Genomic DNA, 22137 nt, shown 5'->3' on the forward strand with positions numbered 1-22137 from the left:
CGTTGAACGCCTTCGAGATCGCCTTCGACGGCCGTCTCTCCGCTGGCCGTCGTTAACTCAACCCAACCGAGTTACACCGTTCGCTGGACAGACCCCTGACCGGTTGCACGGCGGGTGACCGCCACTCCGACACCCTGTCCTACGACGCGAGTGGCCCGGCGAACTCGCTGCGGGTCAAGAACCTCGGCGGCAGCATCGAGGTCGTCGCCGGCGAGGGAAGCACCATCAAGGTGACCGAGACCTACACCTACACGGACGGCAAGCCCAAGACCTCGCATTCCCTGCAGAACAACGAGTTGAAGCTCGAATCGACCGGCTGCGGGTCCGTCGGCATGGGCGGGAAGTGCGACGTGGCGTACAAGGTAGAGGTCCCCCGCAGCACCACGACCCACCTGGAGGGCGACGGCGGATCCATCTCCGTCACCGGCCTGTCCGGCGCCACCTACGCCCACATTGGTGGTGGCAGCGTCGAGGTGAAGAACTCCACGGCCAAGGACGTCAACGCACACTCCGGGGGCGGCAGCGTGGAGGTGCAGTTCAGTGAGGTGCCGGACAACGTCGAGGCGACCAACGGCGGCGGTTCGGTGACCGTCACGGTGCCCAAGGGCTCCTACGCGGTGGACACCGGGGACGCCAGCGGCCGGCTGCGCGACGTCACGGTGAACGTCGACGCCAACTCGCCCCACAAGATCAAAGCTACGACCGGCGGCGGCCCGATCTCGGTGGAGGCCGGCTGACGCTCCGCCGAGATCGGGCCGCCGATCCGTTCCGTTGACGGTGATGCGCACCGGTGTCAGGCCACCACGGGGTGGATCACCTGGACGTCCGGCCGCTCCTCCCTGCCCTGCTCCCAAGCCACCGCCCAGGTCAGCCGGTGGAACTGATAGCGGTCCGGCGCGTTCTCGGCCAAGGCCAACAGGTGGGCGTCGATCAGGATGTCGACCAGGTCCAGCGCCGCGTCGTCCGAGGTCTTGAACAGCATCGCCGCGTTGCGCAGCGAGAAGGGCCCGGGCCCGAGCTGAGCGAGCAGTTCCAGCGCCCGGCGTTGGCGGTTGGGGAGCTGGTTGTGGCTCACGGCCAATCTCCGGCGAACGCTGAGGTCGCCCAGCTCCAGTTCGTCGAGCAGGCTCCCGCTATCGGCGAGCCGCATGGCCAAGCGCCCCAAGGACCAGTGCGGGCGGCGCGCCAGCCTGGCGCCGCTGATCCGCACCGCGAGCGGCAGGTAGCCTCCGAGCGCGACGATCCGCGCAGCAGCCTGCGGCTCGTTCGCCACCCGCTCCGTGCCGATCAGGTGCGAGAGCAGTCGGACGGCCTCCTCAGAACTGAACGCCTCCAGCTGGACCTGGCGGGCCCCTTCCAGCGCTGCGAGGCTGCGTCGGCTGGTGATCAGCACGCCGGACTTGGCGCTGGCGGGCAACAACGGCCTGATCTGCTGCTCGTCCCTGGCGTCGTCGAGCAGGATGAGCAGTCGGCGCTCGGCTACCTGGCTACGGTAGATCCGGACCAACTCGGACAGCCGGACCCGCAGCACGCTCCGGGCACCGAGGTGACCCCGGACAACGCCGCGTACGTGATGTATACCTCCGGATCGACCGGGCGCCCCAAGGGCGTCGTGATCAGCCACACCGGCATCGCCAACATCACCCGCCGCACCGCCGAGGTGCACCGGATCACCACCGGTGACCGGGTACTGCAGAAGACCACGCTCACCTTCGACGCCTCCGCCCTGGAACTGTTCGCCCCGCTGATCGGTGGCGCAACCGTGGTGATGGCACCTCCCGGGGTGGAGCGGGACCCGGCCGCGATGGTCCGCGCCGTCGCGGAGAACGACATCACCGTCCTCCAGGTGGTCCCGTCGGTCCTGCGGCTGCTGGTCGAGGAGCCCGGCTGGCAGGACTGCACCTCGCTGCGCCTGCTGCTGTCGGCCGGCGAGCCGCTGCATGCCGAGCTGGCACAACGGGCCCGCCTGGAGACCGAGCTGGAGGTCTGGAACGGCTACGGCCCCACCGAGTGCTCGATCAACGCGACCGAGCACCTCTTCGACGGTTCACAGTCCTCGGGCCAGGTCCCGATCGGCCGACCCGTCAAAGGCACCCAGGTCCTGGTCCTCGACCCGACCTTCGTGCCGGTGCCGGTCGGCGTCGTCGGCGAGCTGTTCCTCGGAGGCGCGGGTGTCGCCCGCGGCTACCTGGGCCTGCCGAGCCTCACCGCCGAGCGGTTCGTCCCGGACCCGTACGGCAGGCCCGGCACCCGCCTCTACCGCACCGGCGACATGGTCCGCTGGCGCCCTGACGGCACGCTGGAGTACGTCGACCGCACCGACCACCAGGTCAAGATCAACGGTGTCCGGATCGAGCCCGGCGAGATCGAGAACGTGCTCGCCGCACACCCCGCGGTCCAGGCCGCGGTGGTCACCTCTTTCCGTGGCACCGCGGGTTACCTGCTCGCCGCCTACGTCCGAGGCGAGGACGACCTCTCCCACGACGAGTCGCGCGCGTTCCTGCGCGAGCGCCTCCCGGCCACCCACGTCCCCGCGGTCTTCCTCCGGGTCGCGGAGTTCCCGCTGACTGCCAACGGCAAGGTCGACCGGGCCGCCCTTCCCTCCCCCGACTCGGGAGCCGACACGGCCCAGAGGGAGCATGTCGCCCCGCGCACCGCGGCCGAGCGCCGGGTCGCCCGAGCGTGGGCCGCCGTCCTCGGCACCGAGCCGCTCAGCGTGCACGACGACATCTTCCGGCTCGGGGTCTCCTCTCTGCAGCTGACCATGCTGGCGAATCAGCTGCGCGCCGCCTCCGGTCAGGACATCCCGCTGCGCGCCCTGTTCGGCGCCGGCACAGTCGAGTCGCAGGCGCTGCTGCTCGCGCCCGGCGGCGCCCCGTCCGACCCGGTCCTGCCGATCGGCCGGGACGGCGCCCTCCCGCTCTCCTTCGGCCAGCGCCGGCTCTGGTTCCTGGACCAACTGGAACCGCGGAACCCCGAGTGGGTGACCGGTCTGTGGCTGCGCGTCCCTGAGGCCGCCGCCACCGAGGACGTGCAGCAGGCCGTCGACACCGTGGTCGACCGGCACGAGATCCTGCGTACCACGTACACCGCGATGGACGGCGAACCCGTCCAGATCCCGGCCGCCACCGCCACGGTGCCCGTCCGGATCCGGGAGACCCGCCGCGAGGAGCTCACCGCGCTACTGCGCGAGGAGCTGGTCCAGGGCTTCGACCTGACCAGCGGCCCGGTCATCCGCGCCGTGCTCGTCCGACTCCCTGACGAGCCCGCCGGCCTGCTGGTGACGGTCCACCACATCGCCTTCGACGGTTGGTCCGCCGGCATCCTGGAACGCGAGCTGCGCACCCTGCTGGCCGACCGCGCCGCCGGCCGCAGCTCGGAGCTGCCCGAGCTCACCGTCCAGTACGCCGACTTCGCGACCTGGGAGCAGGAGCAGCTCACCGATGCGGTCGTCGAGTACGAACTCGAATACTGGCACTCGGTGCTGGACGACCTGCCCGCCCTCGAACTGCCACTCGACCGGGGCCGCCCGGCCGTCCGCTCCGCCGCCGGCGATACCGTCCCCTTCGCCGTCCCCGCTCCCGTCGCCAAGACCCTCCTCGGCATCGGCCGACAGCAGGGCGCCACCCCGTTCATGACGCTGCTGACCGCCTTCGCCACCCTGCTCAGCCGCTACAGCGGCCAGTGGGACATCCCGGTCGGCACTCCGGTGACCTCCCGCAACCGCCCCGAGCTCGAAGGCGTGGTCGGCTTCTTCCTCAACAGCCTGGTGCTGCGCTGCCGACTGGAGGGCGACCTCAGCTACATCGAGGCCGTCACCCGGCTACGCGACACCTGCCGGGAGGCCTTCGCCCACGACCAGCTGCCGTTCGAGCGGCTGGTGGACGAGCTCACGATGGACCGTGACATGTCCCGCACCCCGCTCTACCAGGTCGCCTTCGACCTGCACGACGAGCTCTTCGGTGAGACCCCGCACGCCGAGGACGGCGCCGGCGACCTGACATCGCGTGGTTGAGCTGCTCGGTGTGGTCCTCGCCGGGGATGAACCTGCGCACCGTCATCGCCAACCCGGCCAGACGCCCCACCAGCGCCGTGATCGCGGCGGTGACGCGCTCGCCCTTAACGGACTGCCCCTTGCACGCGGGCTTGCCCGCGGTCTTCGCGCACCGGTAGTACTCGTAGATCTTGCCGTTCTTGGCCAGGTTCACCTGCCGGTAGAACCGGTCACCGCAGCGGTCGCAGTGCGGCACGCCCAGCCAGGGCGACGCACCGTTCGAGCGTTCCTTCGTGACCGACCGCTCATCCATCGCCGTCTGGATCTCAGCCCACACCTCGTCCGTGAACAACGGCTTCGCCATGCGGATCGGCAGACCCTTCGCGTCGCGGGCGATCTTGCGCGCCTTCACGGAGCGGCCGGTCAGCTTCAGGCCCATCGTCGCCGGCGACCGCAGGATCTTCCCCACGCTGGTCGGGTTCCAGTGGTTCGACGGCGGCGACTTGCGCTTGCTCGAGTAGCTGTCGCCCTGGTTCTTGTACGCGTGCACCGACGGGGTGTCGAAGTCGGCGGCTTCCAGGGCCGTGGTGATCATCCACTGACTCTGCCCCTCCAAGAGCAGCTTGCCCATGTACCGCACAGCCTCGGAGGTCAACGGGTCCGGCTCCAGAGTGCGGCCACCACCGGGCCGGTCCACGATCCGGTACCCGTACGGCGGCTGCCCGCCAGCCCAGCGGTCCGTCTTCCGCAAGTGCTTGTGCGCCGCGGTGACGCGGGCTTTGATCCGCTTGAGCTCCATCTCCGCGAAGATCGAGGCCAGCATCAGGAAGGTCTTGGCCAGCTCGTTCCCGAACGACGACTCCCGACCCTGCCGGTAGTCCAGGGTGATCCCGTCGTCGGTGAACACCAGGACCTTGTGGTTCTCCTCGGCCCAGTGCGCCACATCGGCGCAGTCCTTCGCGGACCGGAACGCCCGGTCGACCTTAGCCCACACCATCGCGTCCCACTCCCCCTGGCGCTCGGTCAGCCACGGCCCAAGGTCAGGGCGCTTCCACGGCGTAATCTGGGCCGAGACATCCAGGTCCTCGAACGACCCGACGATCTCCCACTCCTTCGAGACCGCGTGCCGCGTCGCCGACTCCGCCTGCACCAGGTGCGAGACCTTGCCCTCGTCCCCATGCGTGTCCGACACACGCGAACCCACCACCGCCCGAACCGGCGCCAACGCTGTCATCCTGCTCACAGGAGGTCCCCTACCGCCCAGGCCAGCAGGCACCCTCGAACAGGGCGTGCTCGAACGGGTGGACCTTTTTCGAAAAGGCGTCTATCCGCTGGAGGATCGACCTCATCGCGACAACTCCGGGCATTGCGGACAAAACCATCGCCGCCTATGTCGAGCGCGCGGCATCCCACGCGGAAAGGTGGTCCGACCACGCGCCCGTCACCGCCGAGTTCGACTTCGGCGACAACTGACCGATAGGCAGCCACAGTTGAGCAGAGGCCGGACGCCCCGGCCTGCAGCACCCCCCAGCTCAGGCCCACTCGCACCAGTAAACTAGGCCTGCGATTCCACCCAGCCGGCTTTTGACAAGTCGATTCGTTCGCACCGCCTCCCACCAGCGGCATCGCGACCGCTGACTGGCGGGAAGGCCTTGCAGCACCAGCACGGGATAGGGCCGAGATGGGTTTCCGTATCCCCCACTGGCATGCTCTCGCCTGCAAGGAGGCCCCAGGCGCGGTCGTGGATGCGGCAGCTGGGGGTACCCGCGAAGAGCGGGAGAGAGTTCCGCGGGCGACCAGGGCCTGCCGGAGGACCACACGGACTGAGCCGCGCCGGGCGAGGCTCAGGAGAACGTGTTGTTCTGCGTTTACCTTCGCATCGACGCGTCGCCTCCACGTTCCCGAGCTCGCCTTCCTGTCTCATCCTGTGGCCATGCCGCCACGCGCCCGTCCGCGGCGGCCCCAGTCACGTCCCCGCGCCCCGGTTCCCCGGAAAGCCCCTTTCCCCGTGATGCCTGCACGGCCGTCCAACCGCTCGCACCCTCACCGCCGCGGCCGTAACACCCGGCAGCCGACGGGGAGCGGTCAGCGGTCGCCTCACCGCCCGCCCGCACGATCCAGTGACCACGCCAACCGACTGTGCAAGGGGGAGACCATGCGTGCTGTGGTGTTCGACCTCGACGGTGTGCTGGTGAACAGCTTCGCCGTAATGCGCGAGGCGTTCGCGATCGCCTATGAAGTGAGAGCTGCTCTCTGCGGCGGGCTCGGACCACGGACATTCGATCATCCGCTCGATGGCGGCCGTGAGGGAGCTGGACGCCGGGCCCGCTGATCTCTTGCTGAAGATCAGCGCCTCGTGTGTCTGGCAGGAGTGGCCCCGACGCCGGGCACTCTCACGGTCTCGTTCCTTCCGCGGCGGCGGTTCGGCCGACGCCCGGGGCCAACTCTTTCTAAAAGGCTCAAGTCCCGGGTAAGTCGTATGACTGACCGGGCGGCAGGTGATCACCGCCGAGATGAAGCCGGCGGCCTCACTCTTTTCGAGGTCTCGCGGGACCGGGCAACGGGGCGCGATCCGCCGACTTCAGTCCCCATTAGGCAACGGGGCGTTGCCGCGCCCTGGGCCCGCGATCCAGATGGCGGGTGTCTGGCCCCTGCTACCGGTCACTGGGTGCCTGCTCCTGCAGCGCGGCTTCCCGCAGCGGGCGCATCGGCTGCGGGAGCACGTCGATGAGTACCCGTCCGGCCGCGGGGCAATCAGCTTCGAGCCGCAGTTGTTCGAGACACCGGCAAGTGAACCTCGAGAAAAGCGGCAAGATCTATGAGTACTACCGGCGCGCGAAGACGGCGAGTAAGCCGGCGCACAAACCGGCATGGCCAGAGCGGGAAGACTCCGGCCATGCCGATTGGCTAACGCGTCTCAGTCAGAAAAGCCAAATCGCGTGTAAACCTCCCAAATCTCGCAGTGCCTGGTCACCCCTACGACTCGCCCCACAAACGACGGTGGCTGAACATCAGCCGCAACCCGTTCGATGGCTTCGGCGGCACGGATCGAGACCTCCCCTGGCCTCCCGGGCCAGACAACCGACCTGTTCTCTGCGTCCTTGAACTCGTCCTCCAATGTGGACGCATCATCTGCCGGGATCGCAGAGAAGGCGTAGAGGCACTGGTCAACGTCGTCTGGGTCGAACCTAGTGGCAAGCGTCCGGAAGTACCACCAGAAGCCGCTCCTGGTCTCCAGTCGCGCGAAGCCTTCACGGGGTCCGTCAAGCCAGTCGAAGATTACGACCGGCCGCATTATCGGGTTGTCGTCACCCACAGCCATTAGCGTTTCCTCTTCACCCTTCCGAAGGTCTCATTGAGTGTCCTTTGAGCCTCCGCTTGAACCGGCTTGGGCAACACAAGCGTGTGATGCATGTTGTCTCTCGCGGTCGGTGTGTACCGCAGCTCGAAATGCGCCGCGATCTCACCCTTCGTGGCTGTCACCGAGTCCGAGGGGTTCCTCGACAGAGCCTCGTTGGACTCGGGAACGGTAACCGAAACCCCGTGTCCGAAGCGACCTGTCGCCTCGGCATCCGCTGCCATGCGCTCCAGTCGACCGGTACTCTCCCAACCCGTACCCTGCCGAACGAAGACCTGGTCCATCGTGCAGGTGCACGGCAAGTTCTGCCCGACCTTACCGCCTCCGCAGTTGTGGACAAGGACAGCAGCAGTGCTGAATACCACGAAGTACGCGTGGGTCTGCGTGACGCTCAGGTCGTACGTCCGCTGATGGTCGGTGAATTGGGTCAAAGCCGTCAACATGACGGTCCTGCCATCCGCCGAACGCAAGCTCATTCCGGGCTTGAGATCGGCCGCTTCCACCCAACGTTCTTGATCAGCGCTCCAGAACGGGTGGTTGTCAGTTGAGGTTAGATCCTCGGTGCGGTCACCGTCGGACACGGAGATCTTGACAAACGCCGTGTCAGTGTACGTCGTGATCAGTTCGGAAACCTTGGACGGGGTTGTCGCGTCGCTACCGTCCCCCGAGAGCACCTGGTCGCCCGGCTGTATTTCGGAGATCTTCTTCCTGGATCCATCGGCCATGACCACTTCGGTATCGGCAGGAAAGCTGTGGCAAACCGCCATCCCCCAGCCGTCCCCAAAGTCGATCACCAGCTCATTGGGTATCGGCCCACCCTGCTGCCCGGCGCCCTGGAACCCGTAGATCTTTCCTTCGGGCTCGTAAATGACAGCCTTGTTACCGTCACCACAGGCCGATTTGAAGGCGCATGCATTGATCATGACGCCGACACTGTGAACCGGAGGTCCGCCATACGACTGGGGCCCGACAACGTCACCAGCCCAGAGGCCCTCGATCATGTCGAGGATTTCATCGTTGCACGCCGGGCCGATCGCCTTGCAGGCCGAGTCCAGCGCTGCAATGTCATCGCGGGCTGTCATGAACTCGGGATGAGGGATCTTGGCTACCTGGTCCTGGTAGGCCTTGGCGAACTTCTGAACGAGGCCTGATCCGTCATCTTGGATGGAGAGACTGCTGTTGATGGCAGTGTATGTGGGGCTAGTGGTAGCGGCCCTACCGTTGCCCGTCGCTCCTCCGCCGCTGAAGCCCGTGCTACCGGAACCCGAAGTGTCATCGGGCTTGCCGGCGGGGTCGCCGTTGTCGCTGCGCGGGGTACCCCTGGAGTTGTAGTCGCTGCCGCAGAGGCCCCGGTAGCAGTCGTCGAGGATCAGGCCGCTGGGGTCGCTGTGGTTGACCGGGTCGTTGTTGCTGTAGGCGTAGGCGTTCCACTGTTGCGGGTTCGCCGGGTCGAGTACCGGGTCGGGGCTGATGAAGCGGCCGCTGGCCGGGTCGTACTGGCGGGCGCCCAGGAAGGTGAGGCCGGTGATGTCGTCCTTGAGGCCGCCGACGAAGCCCTTGGTGCCGGCCCAGTCGGAGGCCGCGGGCTGGGTGCCGCGGGGGTTGCCGAAGGGGTCGGTGAGGCGTCGGGTGACGGTCATGGCGGTGTCGGTGTTGATCTGGAGGCCGTTGGTTCCGTGCGGGTCGGCGGCCTGGATCAGGACGCTGCCGCCGCCGATCGGGGCGGTGACGCGAGTGAAGGTCAGACCGCCGGGAGCTCCGATCGAACGGGTGTTGGCGGTCGAACCGGTCGTCGTGTCCAGGGTCAACTCGTCGGTACCGACCAGGACGGTCGTCTTGCCGGGACTGTGCCGGACCAGCTGGTTGCCGTCGGCGTCGTAGACGTAGCTGGTGTTGCCGGCCGTGCCGGTCTTGGTGACGGTGTCGGGCTTTCCCCCGGTGTTCCAGGTCAGGCTGGTGGTTCCGGACGTGTCCGTGATCGCGGTGGTGTTGCCGGTCGCGTCGTACTGGTAGCGGGTGGTCTTGGTCCCGGACGGGCTGGTGACAGTGGAGCTCAGCAGCGCGTGCGGACCACCGGTACCGCCCCCCGTGTTGGGCGCGCTGGTCGGGGAGTTGAGGCTCTTCGCGGCTCCGAAGATCTGGGTGGTCGTGGTGTCCTTCAGGCTGTTGCCGCTGATGTCGTGCTGCACCAGACCGGTGCGGTTGCCCGCCGCGTCGTAGCTGTAGGTGTTCCAGTACGGCGCCGGGCCACCTACGGTGCGCCCGCCGGGGCTGACTGTGGCCGGGCCGTCCGCGTTGTCACAACCGCCCACGCCGGGCACGGTGCTGGAGCTTCCGGTGCCGTGCTTGACGCCGGTGGTGTCCGTCCAGTCCGCCGTGGTGTGGGTGCTCCCCGTGTCCGTCCAGGCGTTGGTCAGCCGGCCGAGCGGGTCGTAGGTGAAGCACTGCAGGTCCCGGTCGCGGGCGTCCTGGAGGTCGGTCACCGATGTGATGCGGCCGGCCGCGGTATAGGTGTACGAGGTCTGGTCCGCCGACACCGTCCCGTTCTGCCGGTCGACGAAGGAGTTGATGACCCGTCCGGTCGCCCCGTCGTACTGCTGGGTGGAGACCACCTGCCGGCCGTACTCGCCGACGGTGGTGCGCACCGGATGGGACGCGGCATCGTAAGTGATCCCGGCCACCACGGACTTCTTGAGGCTCTTGCTGGAGACCAGCAGCCCTGCATCGTTGTAGGTGTAGCCGATGGACTCCGAGGGAAGCCCGCCGGCCGCCGGCAGCGTGACGGTGTCCACCAGCCCGAGGACCGGCTCGTAGGTGGTGGTCGTGTTGTAGGTCCCCGCCAGCGCGCCTTCGGCGGACGGGATGGTCACCGCGGCGCCGGTGGGTCGGTATCCGACGTCGTAGCCGGTGACCGCGCTGACGTAGGCCGAGCCGCCAGCTCCCCCGACGTACCGGGTGGAGGAGGTCGGCTTGCCCTTCTCGAGCGTGTCATACGTCCAGGAGGCGAGCAGGTTCGCCGGGGCGACACTGCCGTTGTACTGCCCGGTCTTCCGGCCGATCAGGTCGTAGGTGTAGGCGAGCGTGCCGCCCTTCGCGTCGACGACATGGTCGACCCGGGAATTGGCGTCGTAGAACGTCCGAGTGGTACCGGCATCCGGATCGGTGACCGAGGTCTGCCTCCCCAACTGGTCGTACCCGTACGTCCAGGTGTTTCCGGTGGAGTCGGTGTGCGAGGCGGGCTGCCCGAGCGCGGTGTACGTGTAGGTGCTGATGTCGGCGTCGGCCGGATTGCCGGTCGCCGTCGCAGTGCGGTACTGCCAGGCCGCGACGGCACGGCCGCGAGCGTCCGTGACGACACTGCTCGGTGGGCTGCCCGCCGGCGGGGTCACGTCGACGCGGTCGACACCGGGGTAGGCCGTCGTGGTGGCCCACTGCAGGTTGGCGTTGGACCGGAACTCGGAGCGCACCTGGCGGCCAAGGCCGTCGTACGTCGTCCAGGTCTGCGCCGGCACCTGCGAGTCCTGCGGCAGGAAGAGCGCGGTGCTGGGAGCGGTGGTGGCCTCGTAGTACGGGGCCGAGGACTTGATCACCCAGCCGTGCGAATCGTAGACGGTGTCGGTGATCAGCCGGCCGGTGGCGCGCGCGTCGCTGGTCTGCTGGACCTGCCGCTGGCGGCCGAGGCCGTCGAAGAGTTCGCGTCGGCCCGAGTAGGTTCCGCCATTGCGCTGGAGCCACTCGCTGGTGATCACCGACGGACCCCACGTGCCGTTGACGGCGTAACTGAACCGTTGGTTGGGCAGCTTGTCGGTTCCGCGACCGGGCACCCAGACGGCCGTCCGACGTCCGAGACCGTCGTACTCCTGGGTGGTGGTCCGCTGGTTGGCGTCGGTCTCGTTGAGCGGCAGGCCGCGACCGGGCTCCTGGTTGACCACGACCGTCCAGCCGGCACCCATCGGGCCGGTTGTGGTCACGGTGGTCGGATACGCACCCGTGGCCGGGATGCGCGCGGTGCTGGTGGTGGCCGGGGTCGTGGTGGCGGTGCTCAGCTGGACGCCGCTGCCGTCATACGTCGAGCCGTCCGGGGTGGAGCTGGTGACGGTGCGGCCGTAGACGTCAAAGGTGCTGCTGCCGCCATGGACGTACACCGGCTCCCCGGATCCGTCGTAGTGGTCGAGCACCTGCACGCTGGTCGCGTCGCCGGTGGTGCCGGCCTTGCCGAACGGACGTCCGTCGTAGAGCGTACGGCTGGCACCGACGGTGTTCGCGCCGGTCGCCGTCGTCCCGCACGGACCCTGCACGGTGATCCGGCGGGAGGGCAGGATCAACAGAGCGGAGGTGTCACTCGTCGCGTAGTCGATCGAGGTGCACAACTCCGGGGTGGCGGCGGTGCCGTCGCCCTTGTCGGATATCTGGATGACCCGGTTCCCGTTCGCCGGATCCGTGGTGGCGACGGATGTCGTGGTGCGCCAACCTCCCGCCGTTAGCTTGGACTTGCCGATCGAGGTGACCTGCGAGTCCGGGTAGCGGGCGTAGATCGTCGGCGCGCCCGCGCTCTGGACGTGCTTCGCGGTCTCCTTCTGACCGCTCCTTACGCTGCCGGAGACGGACTGCACGGTGCCGCCGGTCTGGTCGAAGACCTCGGTCGCGACGGCGGTGCCGGCCAGCCAATCGCTGTCCTTCACGGTGCCGCCGAGCGGGCTGGCCACGTCGACACTGCGCTGGGTCTTACCGTCGGCGAGGTAGTCGCCGTCCATGCCGCGCAGGTAGGTGACCTTCTTCTGGGTTTTCGGCGCCTCACCGGGGAAGGCGCTGCCGGTCGTGGTGGTGACCGACTCATAGCCTCGGAAGTAGTCCCACGTACGGGTCTTGGGGTCGGTGAACTCGGCGTCGTCCCGGTGCCAGGCGGCAGGCCCGTTGTAGGTGTACTCGGTCGTCCGCGTCACGGACGGGCTGGTGACCAGGTCCTGCTCGGTCACCGTCTTGACCATCGGCTTGTTGAACCAGTCGTTCACCGGGTCCGGCGAGGACCGGCCCGGCAGGTACCAGTTCACCGGCATGCAGGCCATGGTGTTGGTGTCGGCGGACGCCGGCATGCGGTTGTTGACGCGGGAGCATTCGCCGTCGCTGTAGACGACGTTGATCCGGCCGCCGGTCTCGGTGGTGATCTCCCGGATGCGCGGTCGCATGAACATCGGCGAGGCCGGCACCAGCCCGTCAACCCGGTTCGGGATCATCTTGTAGGCGAAGGTGACGGCAGGCAGCGCCACCTCGGGGCGACCGTTGCTGCCGGTGCGCTTGATGGAGTCCAGCCACAGCGTCCGTTTGGTACCGTCGCCCGGATCCACGAGGGACTGACCGAGGGCCCAGGTGTCGACAGTGACGGGCCCGGCACCGGTCGACACCTTGGTGGTGATCGAGGTGAGGCGCTTGGTGGAAAAGAAGGCCGGCGCGTAGTTGGTGCAGGTTCCGGTGGGTGCACACAGTTGGTCGATCGGCACGTCCGGCCAGGCATCCGCATTGGCGGCGGTCCGCTGGCTCTCGGCGCAGGTGACGGCACCGCTCGGGTTACAGCGCTCGGCGGTCGCATCGAAGACCACCAGCGCGCCCGGAGTGAGCGAGCCCTTCGCGGCCTTCTGCTCGTCGTAGCGCTGGTTGTAGCCGATCTGCACCAGCGTGACGGCGCGCTCGTAGGAGCTGAGGGTGCCGTTGCCGTTGTTCTGCCCGCCGCCCCGGCTGTAGGAGTTGGTCTCGGGCGCGTAGCGGTAGCTGATCAGGTTCTTGTGGGCGTCGACGACGTAGTCCAGCTGCCAGCGCCAGCCCATCTGGCACCAGGAGCCCTTGCCCGTGGTGGAGTTGTAGCAGGGGTCACCGGGGTTGGGCGAGTAGACCGGGCTGGTGAGTACGGACTGTGCGGCCGGGTCGGTCCCGTCGCCGCTGGGGAGGTGGTTGCTGCCGAAGTAGTACTCGGTGCCGTCCGGCGTGGTGATCCGCCAGTACTCGGAGTCCCGGTACTCCCGGTCACCGGCGCCCTTCGGGGCACCGGTCAGCTGCTCGACCTTGGAACCGTCGTCACTCTGCAGGTGCCAGACGCCCGTGGCGTCGTCGCGGACCAGGGTGCCGGAGCGGCCGGCCAGCGAGAGGGTCGCGTTCTGACCGCCCCAGCAACGGTCCCCCGAACCCTTGATGCCGGAGGCGCCCGCCTTGTCACAGGTGCGGTAGGTGCGCTCGATGTAGCCGGGCTCGTAGCTCCAGCCGTCACCGATCCAGGAGGACTGGGAGTTGGTCGCGGATGTGCGGCCGTCGACGGCGGAGGAGTTGTAGTCCAGGACGACCGACGGGGCCAGACCACCCAGGGTCGGCGGCAGCTGGATCGTGTAGTTGTAGGTGAAGCTGCCGACGTTGGAACCGGCACTCCACTCCATCGACGGCGCCAGCGGTGTCGCCGCGTAGCTGCCGCCGGCGCCGGACGGGGCAGGCTCGGCCGCGAGGACCGCCGGAGCAACTGAGGCGCCCCGACCGTCCGGTACGGCCTGCAACGACGCCTTGCCCGGATGCGTGCTCCCGGCGGACGGCAGGGTCACGTCGGCGGAGAGCTTGCCGCTCGCATCGACGGAGGATTCCACCGGAGTCTTGGTGCGGCACTCCGCCCGCTCAGGGGTGGTCAGCGCGCACCCGGGCAGTGTCACGAGCCTTGCCCGGTCGGCCCAGCCGCTGGCCTGAAGCCCCTTCAGATCCAGCACGACCCGGGTCCGGCGCCCCTCGGCCGACGGCTCGGTGTCAGCATCGGCCAGCGCGATCAGGGCACTGCCCGCACCCGCCGCCCGTCCCTTGGCGGTGTCCGTCACCTCGACCGAAACAGAGGTGGCAGGAACCGTACCGTCGCCGACGGGCGCCAGCAGCACCGGGAGCGTCCCGGCCCGACTGGGCGCGGCTCCGCCCGAGGCCGGGGAGGCCCCGCCGGTCGCGGCCCGGGCCGCCTTGGCTTCGGGCCCGTCGATGCCGAGGTGAACCGTGGCCTTTCCGGGCACCACCGGTTGTGCCACGACCGGCGTCCAAGCTGCCGGGCTAGGCGCCGACCGCCCGCCGCCCTTGCCGTTCGGCACATGGTCATGACCGGAGATCGACGGCGTGTCAGTGCCGAGAGGTGTCTGTGGCGGAGACCAGATCTGATCGTCCGGTTCGGGGGTGGCCCAGGCCACCCCCGGCGGCACCACCACACCCGTCAACGTCAACGCGAGCAAGGCAGCCAGACCTGGAGACCAGCGGCCGCGCCTCCTCGCTCTCCTGTCCCACCCCAGGACTTGCCGAAGCTCCACCTCAGTCCCCTCCCGTAAGACGGCATGCCGTGGCGTCGACGACTCTCGCCCCCTCCGCATGCCGATCGCGCACGGACCTTAGTGATCGTCATGATTGCTGCGCCACCACGAATCAGACGTTTCGGAATTGATTTATCTGTTCGTTACCACGACTTGGGTAAGCAATGGGGCACACAAAGACAAAGCGGGAATCTGGTTTGACCAAGTACCGGGACAGCAAGCATCGTTCGTTCCCGCACGCCCCGCCCAGCCGGGCGGGCTCCACGGGAGGGGACCAATGTCGTTCATCAGAACCGTACAATCACCACCGAATCGACCATCTCGCACGACCGGTCGCCGTTCACTGAACCGGGTGCTCGCCGCACTCGGCATCAGTCTCGCGCTCGGCCTCGGCGTACTCAGCGCCCCTTCCGCGGGGGCCGCACCAGGGTCGCCCGGGGGTACCTCGGCACCCGTCGTCCCGGTGGGCCCGGCTCCGGCCCGCGCCCCTGAGCAGCAGGCTATGCTCGACGCCCTGATCACGGCGAAGTCGACCGGCAGGCCTGCTGTGGTCGGAACGATGACCACCGAAGCCTCGAGGACCGTCGCCAACCCGAACGGCACCCTCACCACGACGGACAACAGTCAACCCGTCCGAACCAAGCGCCCTGATGGCTGGAGCGACCTCGACGCCACTCTTCGGGCCAACTCGGACGGTACGGTGACCCCGACCGTCGCCTCCACCGCAGTCACCTTCTCGGGCGGAGGCAGCGGCCCGATGGCCACGGTCGTCACCCAGGACGGGAAGAAACTCTCGGTCGAGGCTCCGTTCCTCCTCCCTAGGCCGACCCTGAGCGGTGCCACCGCCACCTACTCGGACGTCCTGCCCGGGGTCGACATCCAGCTCACCGCCCTGACGGTCGGCGGTTGGCGCGACGTCATAGTCGTGCGTTCGGCGGACGCCGCCACCAACCCGGCATTGAAGACCCTCCGCTTCCCACTCAAGGGAGAGGGACTGATCACCTCAGCCACCGATGCCGGTGTGGTCGAGGTCAAGGACGACCGCGGAGGCGTCCGTTTCCGGTCCCCCGCTCCGCTCCAATGGGACTCCGCCCGGCCCACGGCCACTGCCCAGCCGGCCAAGGCTGCCACAGCGGCACGCAACGATCCGGGCGCACCTCCCGCTCCTCCGGCTTCCACCTCCGAAGCACCCGGCGAGGGCGCCAACGTGGCGGCGATCTCGGCGAAGGTGGTGGACAACGCACTGGAACTCACACCGGACCAGGGCGCGCTGCGCTCGGGCACCGGCCCCTGGTACCTCGACCCGACCCTGACCGCGGTGACTAGCTACACCGAGGGTTCGGTCCAAGTCCAGGAGAACTACAAGACAGCAGAGAACTACAATAAGAAGTCCGACCTCTCAACCGGCTACTGCGGCTACCACAGCAGCAACCCGGCTCTCAACTGTGCCGTCGAGGGCCGCGAGCGCGCCTACTTCCAGTTCCGGGTCAACGCGGCCATCTACACCAAGCCCGCCGGCGCCGAGTTCACTCCCACGGTGTTCAGCTCGACGCTCAACGGCCAGGTCAGCGAGGCCTCCAGCATGGGCACGCCTACGGATCTCGGCGTCTACTCGGCCCCGCAAGGCAAGACCATCCACGAGCACAGCAACTGGAACGATCAGCCGTGCGGCACCAACGGCAATCTGGCGATGAACGACTGTGCGTTCGTCGGAGGGCAGCGGATCACCGGCACCGGTCCGCTGGCCGTGGACGTCACCGACGCCATGAAGCAAGCCGCTGCCGGGCAATGGTCCGTCTGGACCGTAGGCATCGCCCCTCAGACGAACGAGTGGGACAGGCTCTTCCGGCACAAGATCGCCAGCAACCCCAGTGTCACCACGACCTACGACATCAATCCCACCGTGTGGTACCCGCGCACCAGCCCGGTTCCCGGGTTCGCCGGCAACCGCAGCACTGCCGAGTGCACCAGTGGCGGCGCCCGGCCGTGGGACAACCCGGGCTGGGTGGGCAACAACCAGAACATCCTCCTGACCGTCAACAGCTGGTCCCCTACCGGTCAGAGCCTCTACACCGGCTTCCACATGTGGGACGACAATGACCCCAACTTCTCCTACCGGGAAGGCGGTTGGAGCGGAAGCTACAACAACCCCGGATACACCGTATCCGTCGGATCACTGTCGGATGGCCACCAGTACGGCTGGTACGGCCAGGCCGGAGACGGCGCCCTCGACTCACCTGGAAGCGCCTGGTGCTACTTCCGGGTCGACCGCACCAACCCGCGCGTCAGCATCAGCTCCCCCGACTTTCCCCCGTCCGGTACGCCGAACGACCACCCGACCCGGTACGCGAACGACACCGAACCCGGCACGTTCCTGATCAACGCCGAGGATCCGGCCCCCGGCCCCGACCTGCGGGCCTCCGGCGTCGCCTGCGTCCGGTTCAGCACCGACCAGAGCCCGGTCACCGGCTGGCAGTGCGGCCAGCCCGGTACGTATTCTCCGGGAACACCGGTCAAATTCCGGCCGACCACCTGGGGCACCAACACCGTCTACGCCTGGGCCATGGACAACGCGGGCAATTACAGCCAGCGCGCCGACTACTCCTTCTACGCGCCCTGGAAGCCCGGCTCCGTCCCCGTGTTCGGCGACACCGACGGCGACCAACTGGCGGACATCATCGTGCCGGACGCCACCGGCAACCTGCGGACGATCGGCGGCGACGCCGACCCGGCTCGGGCTGTCACCGCTTCCGCGGCGAGCGCCCCGCGCAAGGACGTCACGGACACGACCACCACCTGGACCGACTACCAGCTGAGCCATCGCGGCACACTGAACGAGACCGGCGCACTCGACCAGATCGTCGCGCACAACACCAAGGACGCCAGCCTCAAGCGATTTCTGTTCCTGATCGACAACGACGGCACCGGCAGGTACGACACCTACTCCAAGATCTCCCTGGACCGGCCGACCACCACGACCTGTGCGGCGGTCCCGACCGCCGGCCTGGCCTGCCCGACCAACCGGCCGTTCGCCGGTGACTGGTCCGAGGTCAGTCAGCTGCTCTCGCTCGGCACCCCCGACGGGGAACTGACGAGCACGACAGCAGCCACGCCGACCAGCCCGGTGAAGACCTCCATCATCAGCCAGACCTCCCTGCTCACCGTCGAAGGCGGCCGCCTCTGGCTCCACAACGTGAGCGGCGCCAAGTGGAACCAGGTCGACGCCACAGCCCTGCTCATTCCCACGGCACCCAACAGCGGCACCTGGGACGACTACGAGCTGCTCAACCCCGGACCGGCGAACGGAACCACGGTTACGCCCGGACAGCCCGACGCCCGACAGGCAACCCTCTGGGCCCGCCACCGCACCAACGGCAATATCTACGCCTACCCGATCACCCGAAGCCCCGACGGCCGCAGCGACTTCAGCGCGCTCACCCGACCCAACGGAGGCGCCCTGATCCTCAACAATGCCAACTGGACCACCGCAGCACAGCCGCGGATCGGCGCCGCCGACCTCAACGGCGACGGCATCCCCGACCTCTGGGCCATCAACACCAAGAACGCCATCACCGTATTCCCCGGAAAGAGCAGCCCCGGCAGCCAGGGCAAGGTCGACGGCTTCGACACCTGGCAGCTCCTCGGCTACTCCGACTCCAGTGTCTCCCTCCACCCCAACCTGGTCGCCTGGCAGTGCATGGACGCCTGGGGAGGCCCCCGGGACGGCGCACCACTGGCCATCGGCAGCTGCTGGAACACCGCGAACCAGCGGTTCAACCTCAGCATCGACGGCACCATCCGAGCCGGCGCCTACTGCGTCTCCACCCTCGGCGGCGCCAACACCAATGGAACCCAGCTCAGCCTTGCCACCTGCGACGGCAGGCCCACCCAGAAGTGGTCCGTCCGTCCGGACGGCCGCATCATCAACCAGACCACCATCACCGGAGGCGACCCGAACACCGGCCGCTGCATCGAACTGAACAACTGGCACACCGAACAGGGCACCCGACTCGACATCTGGGACTGCCCAGGCCTCGCCGACAACAGCCGCTGGACCGTCCAGCCCGAGAGAAACCCGTGACCGGCAGTCCCTGTGGATGAAGTGACATGACGCTCGTGGGGCGGGGCTCCGAACACCCGGAGCCCCGCCCCGCACCCGTCACGCTCTGCGGCCACCGCCCAGCGGGCCCGCGCTCACTAGCGGGCCCGCTGGGCGGCGATCATGTCGCGGTACCAGGCGCAGGAGGCCTTCGGGGTGCGCTTCAGCGTGGCGAAGTAGACGTGGACGGGGCATCTACTGGCCGCACTGCTGATCGCGCCCGCGCTCTAACTCCTCGTCCGCGCCGGAATCCAGATCGGACACTGCCAGGCGTACCTGAGCGGCACGGTGATCTGTATAACAGGCGCACACACGGAGTGACCGGCGTGAGATGATTTCCGAAGGTGGCGTTGTCGTGTCCAGGTGGGCCAGGTGGGGGAACGTTGGCGCAGTGGATGGAACAGCTGGTCCGGGCAGTGGACGAGGTGCTGGCCTGTGAGGGCCGCGCTGGTGGCCGCGCGGAGTCAACGCGACACACGAAGATCGGGGACGTCCACTACCTGGAGGACGGCTGGTACGGGCTGCCCACCTATGCGAGCCGGATCGATCCCGACGACCTCCAGGACATGCGATTGGCCACTGGGGCCGGACCCGATGATCAGCGAGGCCGGTCCTTCACCGTGCTCGGTTGGCGGGTCGAGTCGGAGCGGGTCCGCCTCCAGGCGGCGGCCCACGCACCTCGGAGCGGAATGTCACTGCGGGCGGTGCGGCGACCGCCGGATTTCCTGTTTCGCTCGCTGCGCGAGGCATTGGCGGCCCTGCCGGACAACGGACTCACGGAGCGGCTGGTCGGCGGCCGGATCGACGCGGTCGCACCCTCGGAGACCTCGGCCTGCGGCGGCGTCCTGAAGGGCGGCCAGGCACAGGCCTACCTGGCCTGCACCTCGCCGGGCCTGCGGCTGGTCTGGGGACCGCCGGGTACCGGGAAGACGACCGTGCTGACCAGGGCGTTGAGTGACCTGGCCCTGCGGGGTAAGCGGGTCCTGCTGGTCTCCGGCACCAACGTGGCGGTGGACAACGCACTGGAGGGGGTGCTCAAGGACCGCTCTTCGCTGCCACCCGGGCTGATGGTCCGGGTCGGTTCTCCCGCGCTCCGCCACGTGGCCGAGGACCCGCGGGTCTCGCTGGTGCGGGCCAAGGTGGCGGAAGCCGAGCAAGCGGTGGAAGGCGTCGCCGAGCAACTCGCCACCCTGGCGTGCGAACCGGAGCCGACCGAACTGCGCGAAACGGAGGCCCGACTCGTCGGTTTCGATCCCGACACCTACGAGCGGGCCAAGGGAAGCCTTGCCCACGGCCGCCTCGTGGAGCGACTCGAGGCTGAACTGGAGGCGGCCGAAGTAGGCCAGGCAGACGCCCAGTCCAGGGCCGAGCAGGCTGCCCACGAGCATCAAAAGGCGCTGGGGCGCTGGGAAAGTTGGGCACCTCAGCGGGCTCTGCTGGAGCGAGTGGCACAGTGGCGAGCCGAGATCGGGAAGGGCGAGCAGAGTCATCAGCAGTTGCGGGCCGCGCTGCTCGACGCCGAGGCGGCTCTGGCCGCTCTAGACACGGAGCAACGCGAACTCGACGGGCGGGGTCGCCTGCGGGCCCGGCGGCGGCGCGGCGAGATCCAGCGCGAACGAGCTGAGCAGAGCCGACGCCGTGATGCCCTCCACCAGCAGGTCACCCAAGCCGCCGAGATCTACGCCGCCCACCACGAGGTACTGCGCCGGCACATCGCCGAGGCACGGGTGGCGGCCCATCCCGTCGATGACACCGCGCTGCGCCTGCAGCTGGCGTTGGTCGATTCGACCGCTTCCGACCAGGCCAAGGTGGACCAGGACCTCGCCCTCGCCCGGCAGACGGCGCGGACCGCCGGACACCGGCTGCGTGCGGCCCAGCAGGATCACCATCCTCAGCCCGGGGATGCCGATCTGGTGGCCGCATCCGACAACGCTGGCCTTCCCCAACTGGCGCGCCGGGTTCGGGAACTGAGGGTCTCCTGCGTCGGACTGCTGGCCAGACAAAGCGAGTTGGAGCGCGAACACGAGCGGCTCGTGCGGGAGCTGGCGCGCCGGCGCTCTCAGGCTGAGCCCGAGCTGATCCGCGGGGCGAGCGTAGTGGCCACCACGCTCGCCCGGCTGCGGCTCAACCGGACTGTGGCCGAAGGGACTTATGACGTCGTCCTGGCAGACGAGGCCGGGGCCGCGCTGCTACCCGAACTGATCGTCGCAGTCGCCAAGGCCAAGGAGACCGTCGTCCTGTTCGGCGACTTCTGCCAGCTCGGCCCAGTCATGCCCAAGCGTGTGCCGAAGCAGCCAAAGCTGGAGCGGTGGATCCGCACGGACTGCTTCGAGTTGGTGGGCATCCGTACACCCGCCGACGCGCTGGCGCACCCCGGCTGCGCGGCGCTGCTCACCACGCACCGGTTCGGACCCGATACCACCGATCTGGTCAACCGGATCGTCTACGGCGGCATGCTCAGGTCGGCCCGCCCGGGACGAAACCGGGTTCTCGACCCGGAGATCATTCTGGTTACGACCGACGGGCTCGGCGAGGGAGACGACGGAATCGCTTCCGCAAGGCGGGTGCCGGGAGAGAAGGGCCGCTGGTGGGTGGCCGGCAGTCTGCTGGCCACCGCACTGGCTGAGCGCCACCACGACGAGGGCGAGAGCGTCGGCATCGTCACGCCGTACAAGCTGCAGGCCCAGGTGACGCACGACTGGCTCCACGACCAGGGCCGCCTCTTCCGAACCCCCGAGGTGGAGGTGGGCACGGCGCACCGGTTCCAGGGACGGGAGTTCGACGTGGTCATCCTGGATCTGGTGGAGGACGGTGTACTTTCGGGGTGGGCTGCTGTCGGCGACTTCAAGGACGCGCGGTCGTACCCCAGGGACGGGGCCAGGCTATTCAACGTGGGTGCGACGCGGGCCCGCCAGCGTGTCTATGTACTCGCGGCCTGGGACGCTGTTGCCAGAGCGGCGAGCGGAACGGTCCTGGCCCAGTTGCGGGACATGGCGAGAGCGGAGCCCGAGGCACTGGTGCGCGGCGTCCGTTCCGATCACCTCCTTGGCCTGCCGGATGCTGAGTCGCCGGGGCTGAACCCGTTGCAGCAGGAGATCTGGCGGGCCTTCGAAGGCCAGGTCCGGTACACCGCCATCCACGACGAGGACACCTACTTCCCAGACGCCCTCGACGCCATCGACCAGGCCCGCCACAGCATCTGGCTCTGGTCACCCTGGTACACCAAGCGCATGTGGGAGGTGCTCCCGCGGCTTCGCAACGCGCGGCGTCGCGGTGTGCGGATCCACCTCTTCGTCACCAACGAGAGCGACAGCCTGCTGCAGGGCCAGCTGGCGAAGCCGCTCGCGGCCTAATCGAACCGACCACGTGC

8 protein-coding genes and 1 pseudogene are annotated in these 22137 nt (G+C 68.4%); 5 read left to right on the top strand and 4 right to left on the bottom strand.

What is annotated here, in order from left to right; translation table 11 throughout:
- Nucleotides 1–230 precede the first annotated feature (230 nt).
- Entirely contained in the window at nucleotides 231–737 is a 507-nt protein-coding gene (locus tag ACIRVF_RS33350) for a hypothetical protein (RefSeq protein ID WP_402826334.1), read from the top strand.
- Nucleotides 738–793: 56 nt separating this feature from the next.
- Here ACIRVF_RS33350 and ACIRVF_RS33355 read toward each other — a convergent pair whose 3' ends face one another.
- A complete protein-coding gene (locus tag ACIRVF_RS33355) occupies nucleotides 794–1531 on the bottom strand; it encodes an NB-ARC domain-containing protein (RefSeq protein ID WP_402826337.1) in 738 nt (245 codons plus the stop codon).
- A gap of 15 nt (nucleotides 1532–1546) precedes the next feature.
- On the opposite strand from ACIRVF_RS33355, the gene ACIRVF_RS33360 reads away from it, so the two are divergent.
- Nucleotides 1547–4015, top strand: a complete 2469-nt coding sequence (locus ACIRVF_RS33360) for an amino acid adenylation domain-containing protein (protein WP_402826340.1) — start codon at nucleotides 1547–1549, stop codon at nucleotides 4013–4015.
- A gap of 292 nt (nucleotides 4016–4307) precedes the next feature.
- On the opposite strand, the pseudogene ACIRVF_RS33365 reads toward ACIRVF_RS33360, so the two are convergent.
- Nucleotides 4308–5228: pseudogene (locus ACIRVF_RS33365) on the bottom strand (recombinase family protein); the annotation flags it as partial.
- Nucleotides 5229–6149: 921 nt separating this feature from the next.
- On the opposite strand from ACIRVF_RS33365, the gene ACIRVF_RS33370 reads away from it, so the two are divergent.
- Nucleotides 6150–6326 (top strand): hypothetical protein, encoded by a 177-nt coding sequence (locus tag ACIRVF_RS33370; RefSeq protein WP_402826343.1) that lies wholly within the window; start codon nucleotides 6150–6152, stop codon nucleotides 6324–6326.
- Between the two features lie 585 nt (nucleotides 6327–6911).
- Here ACIRVF_RS33370 and ACIRVF_RS33375 read toward each other — a convergent pair.
- Entirely contained in the window at nucleotides 6912–7316 is a 405-nt protein-coding gene (locus tag ACIRVF_RS33375; RefSeq protein WP_402826346.1) for a hypothetical protein, read from the bottom strand.
- A complete protein-coding gene (locus tag ACIRVF_RS33380; protein WP_402826349.1) occupies nucleotides 7316–14593 on the bottom strand; it encodes an RHS repeat-associated core domain-containing protein in 7278 nt (2425 codons plus the stop codon). The genes ACIRVF_RS33375 and ACIRVF_RS33380 overlap by 1 nt, the downstream gene beginning before the upstream one ends.
- 634 nt (nucleotides 14594–15227) lie before the next feature.
- Here ACIRVF_RS33380 and ACIRVF_RS33385 point away from each other — a divergent pair.
- Together ACIRVF_RS33385 and ACIRVF_RS33390 are read left to right on the top strand one after the other, a co-directional pair.
- On the top strand, nucleotides 15228–18749 hold the full coding sequence (locus ACIRVF_RS33385) for a ricin-type beta-trefoil lectin domain protein (protein ID WP_402826352.1): 3522 nt from the start codon (nucleotides 15228–15230) through the stop codon (nucleotides 18747–18749).
- Between the two features lie 413 nt (nucleotides 18750–19162).
- Nucleotides 19163–22120, top strand: coding sequence for an AAA domain-containing protein (locus ACIRVF_RS33390; RefSeq protein WP_402826355.1), 2958 nt, complete (start codon nucleotides 19163–19165; stop codon nucleotides 22118–22120).
- The last annotated feature ends 17 nt before the right edge of the window (nucleotides 22121–22137 follow it).

Source organism: Kitasatospora sp. NPDC101157 (assembly GCF_044768255.1).
Lineage (GTDB): Bacteria > Actinomycetota > Actinomycetes > Streptomycetales > Streptomycetaceae > Kitasatospora.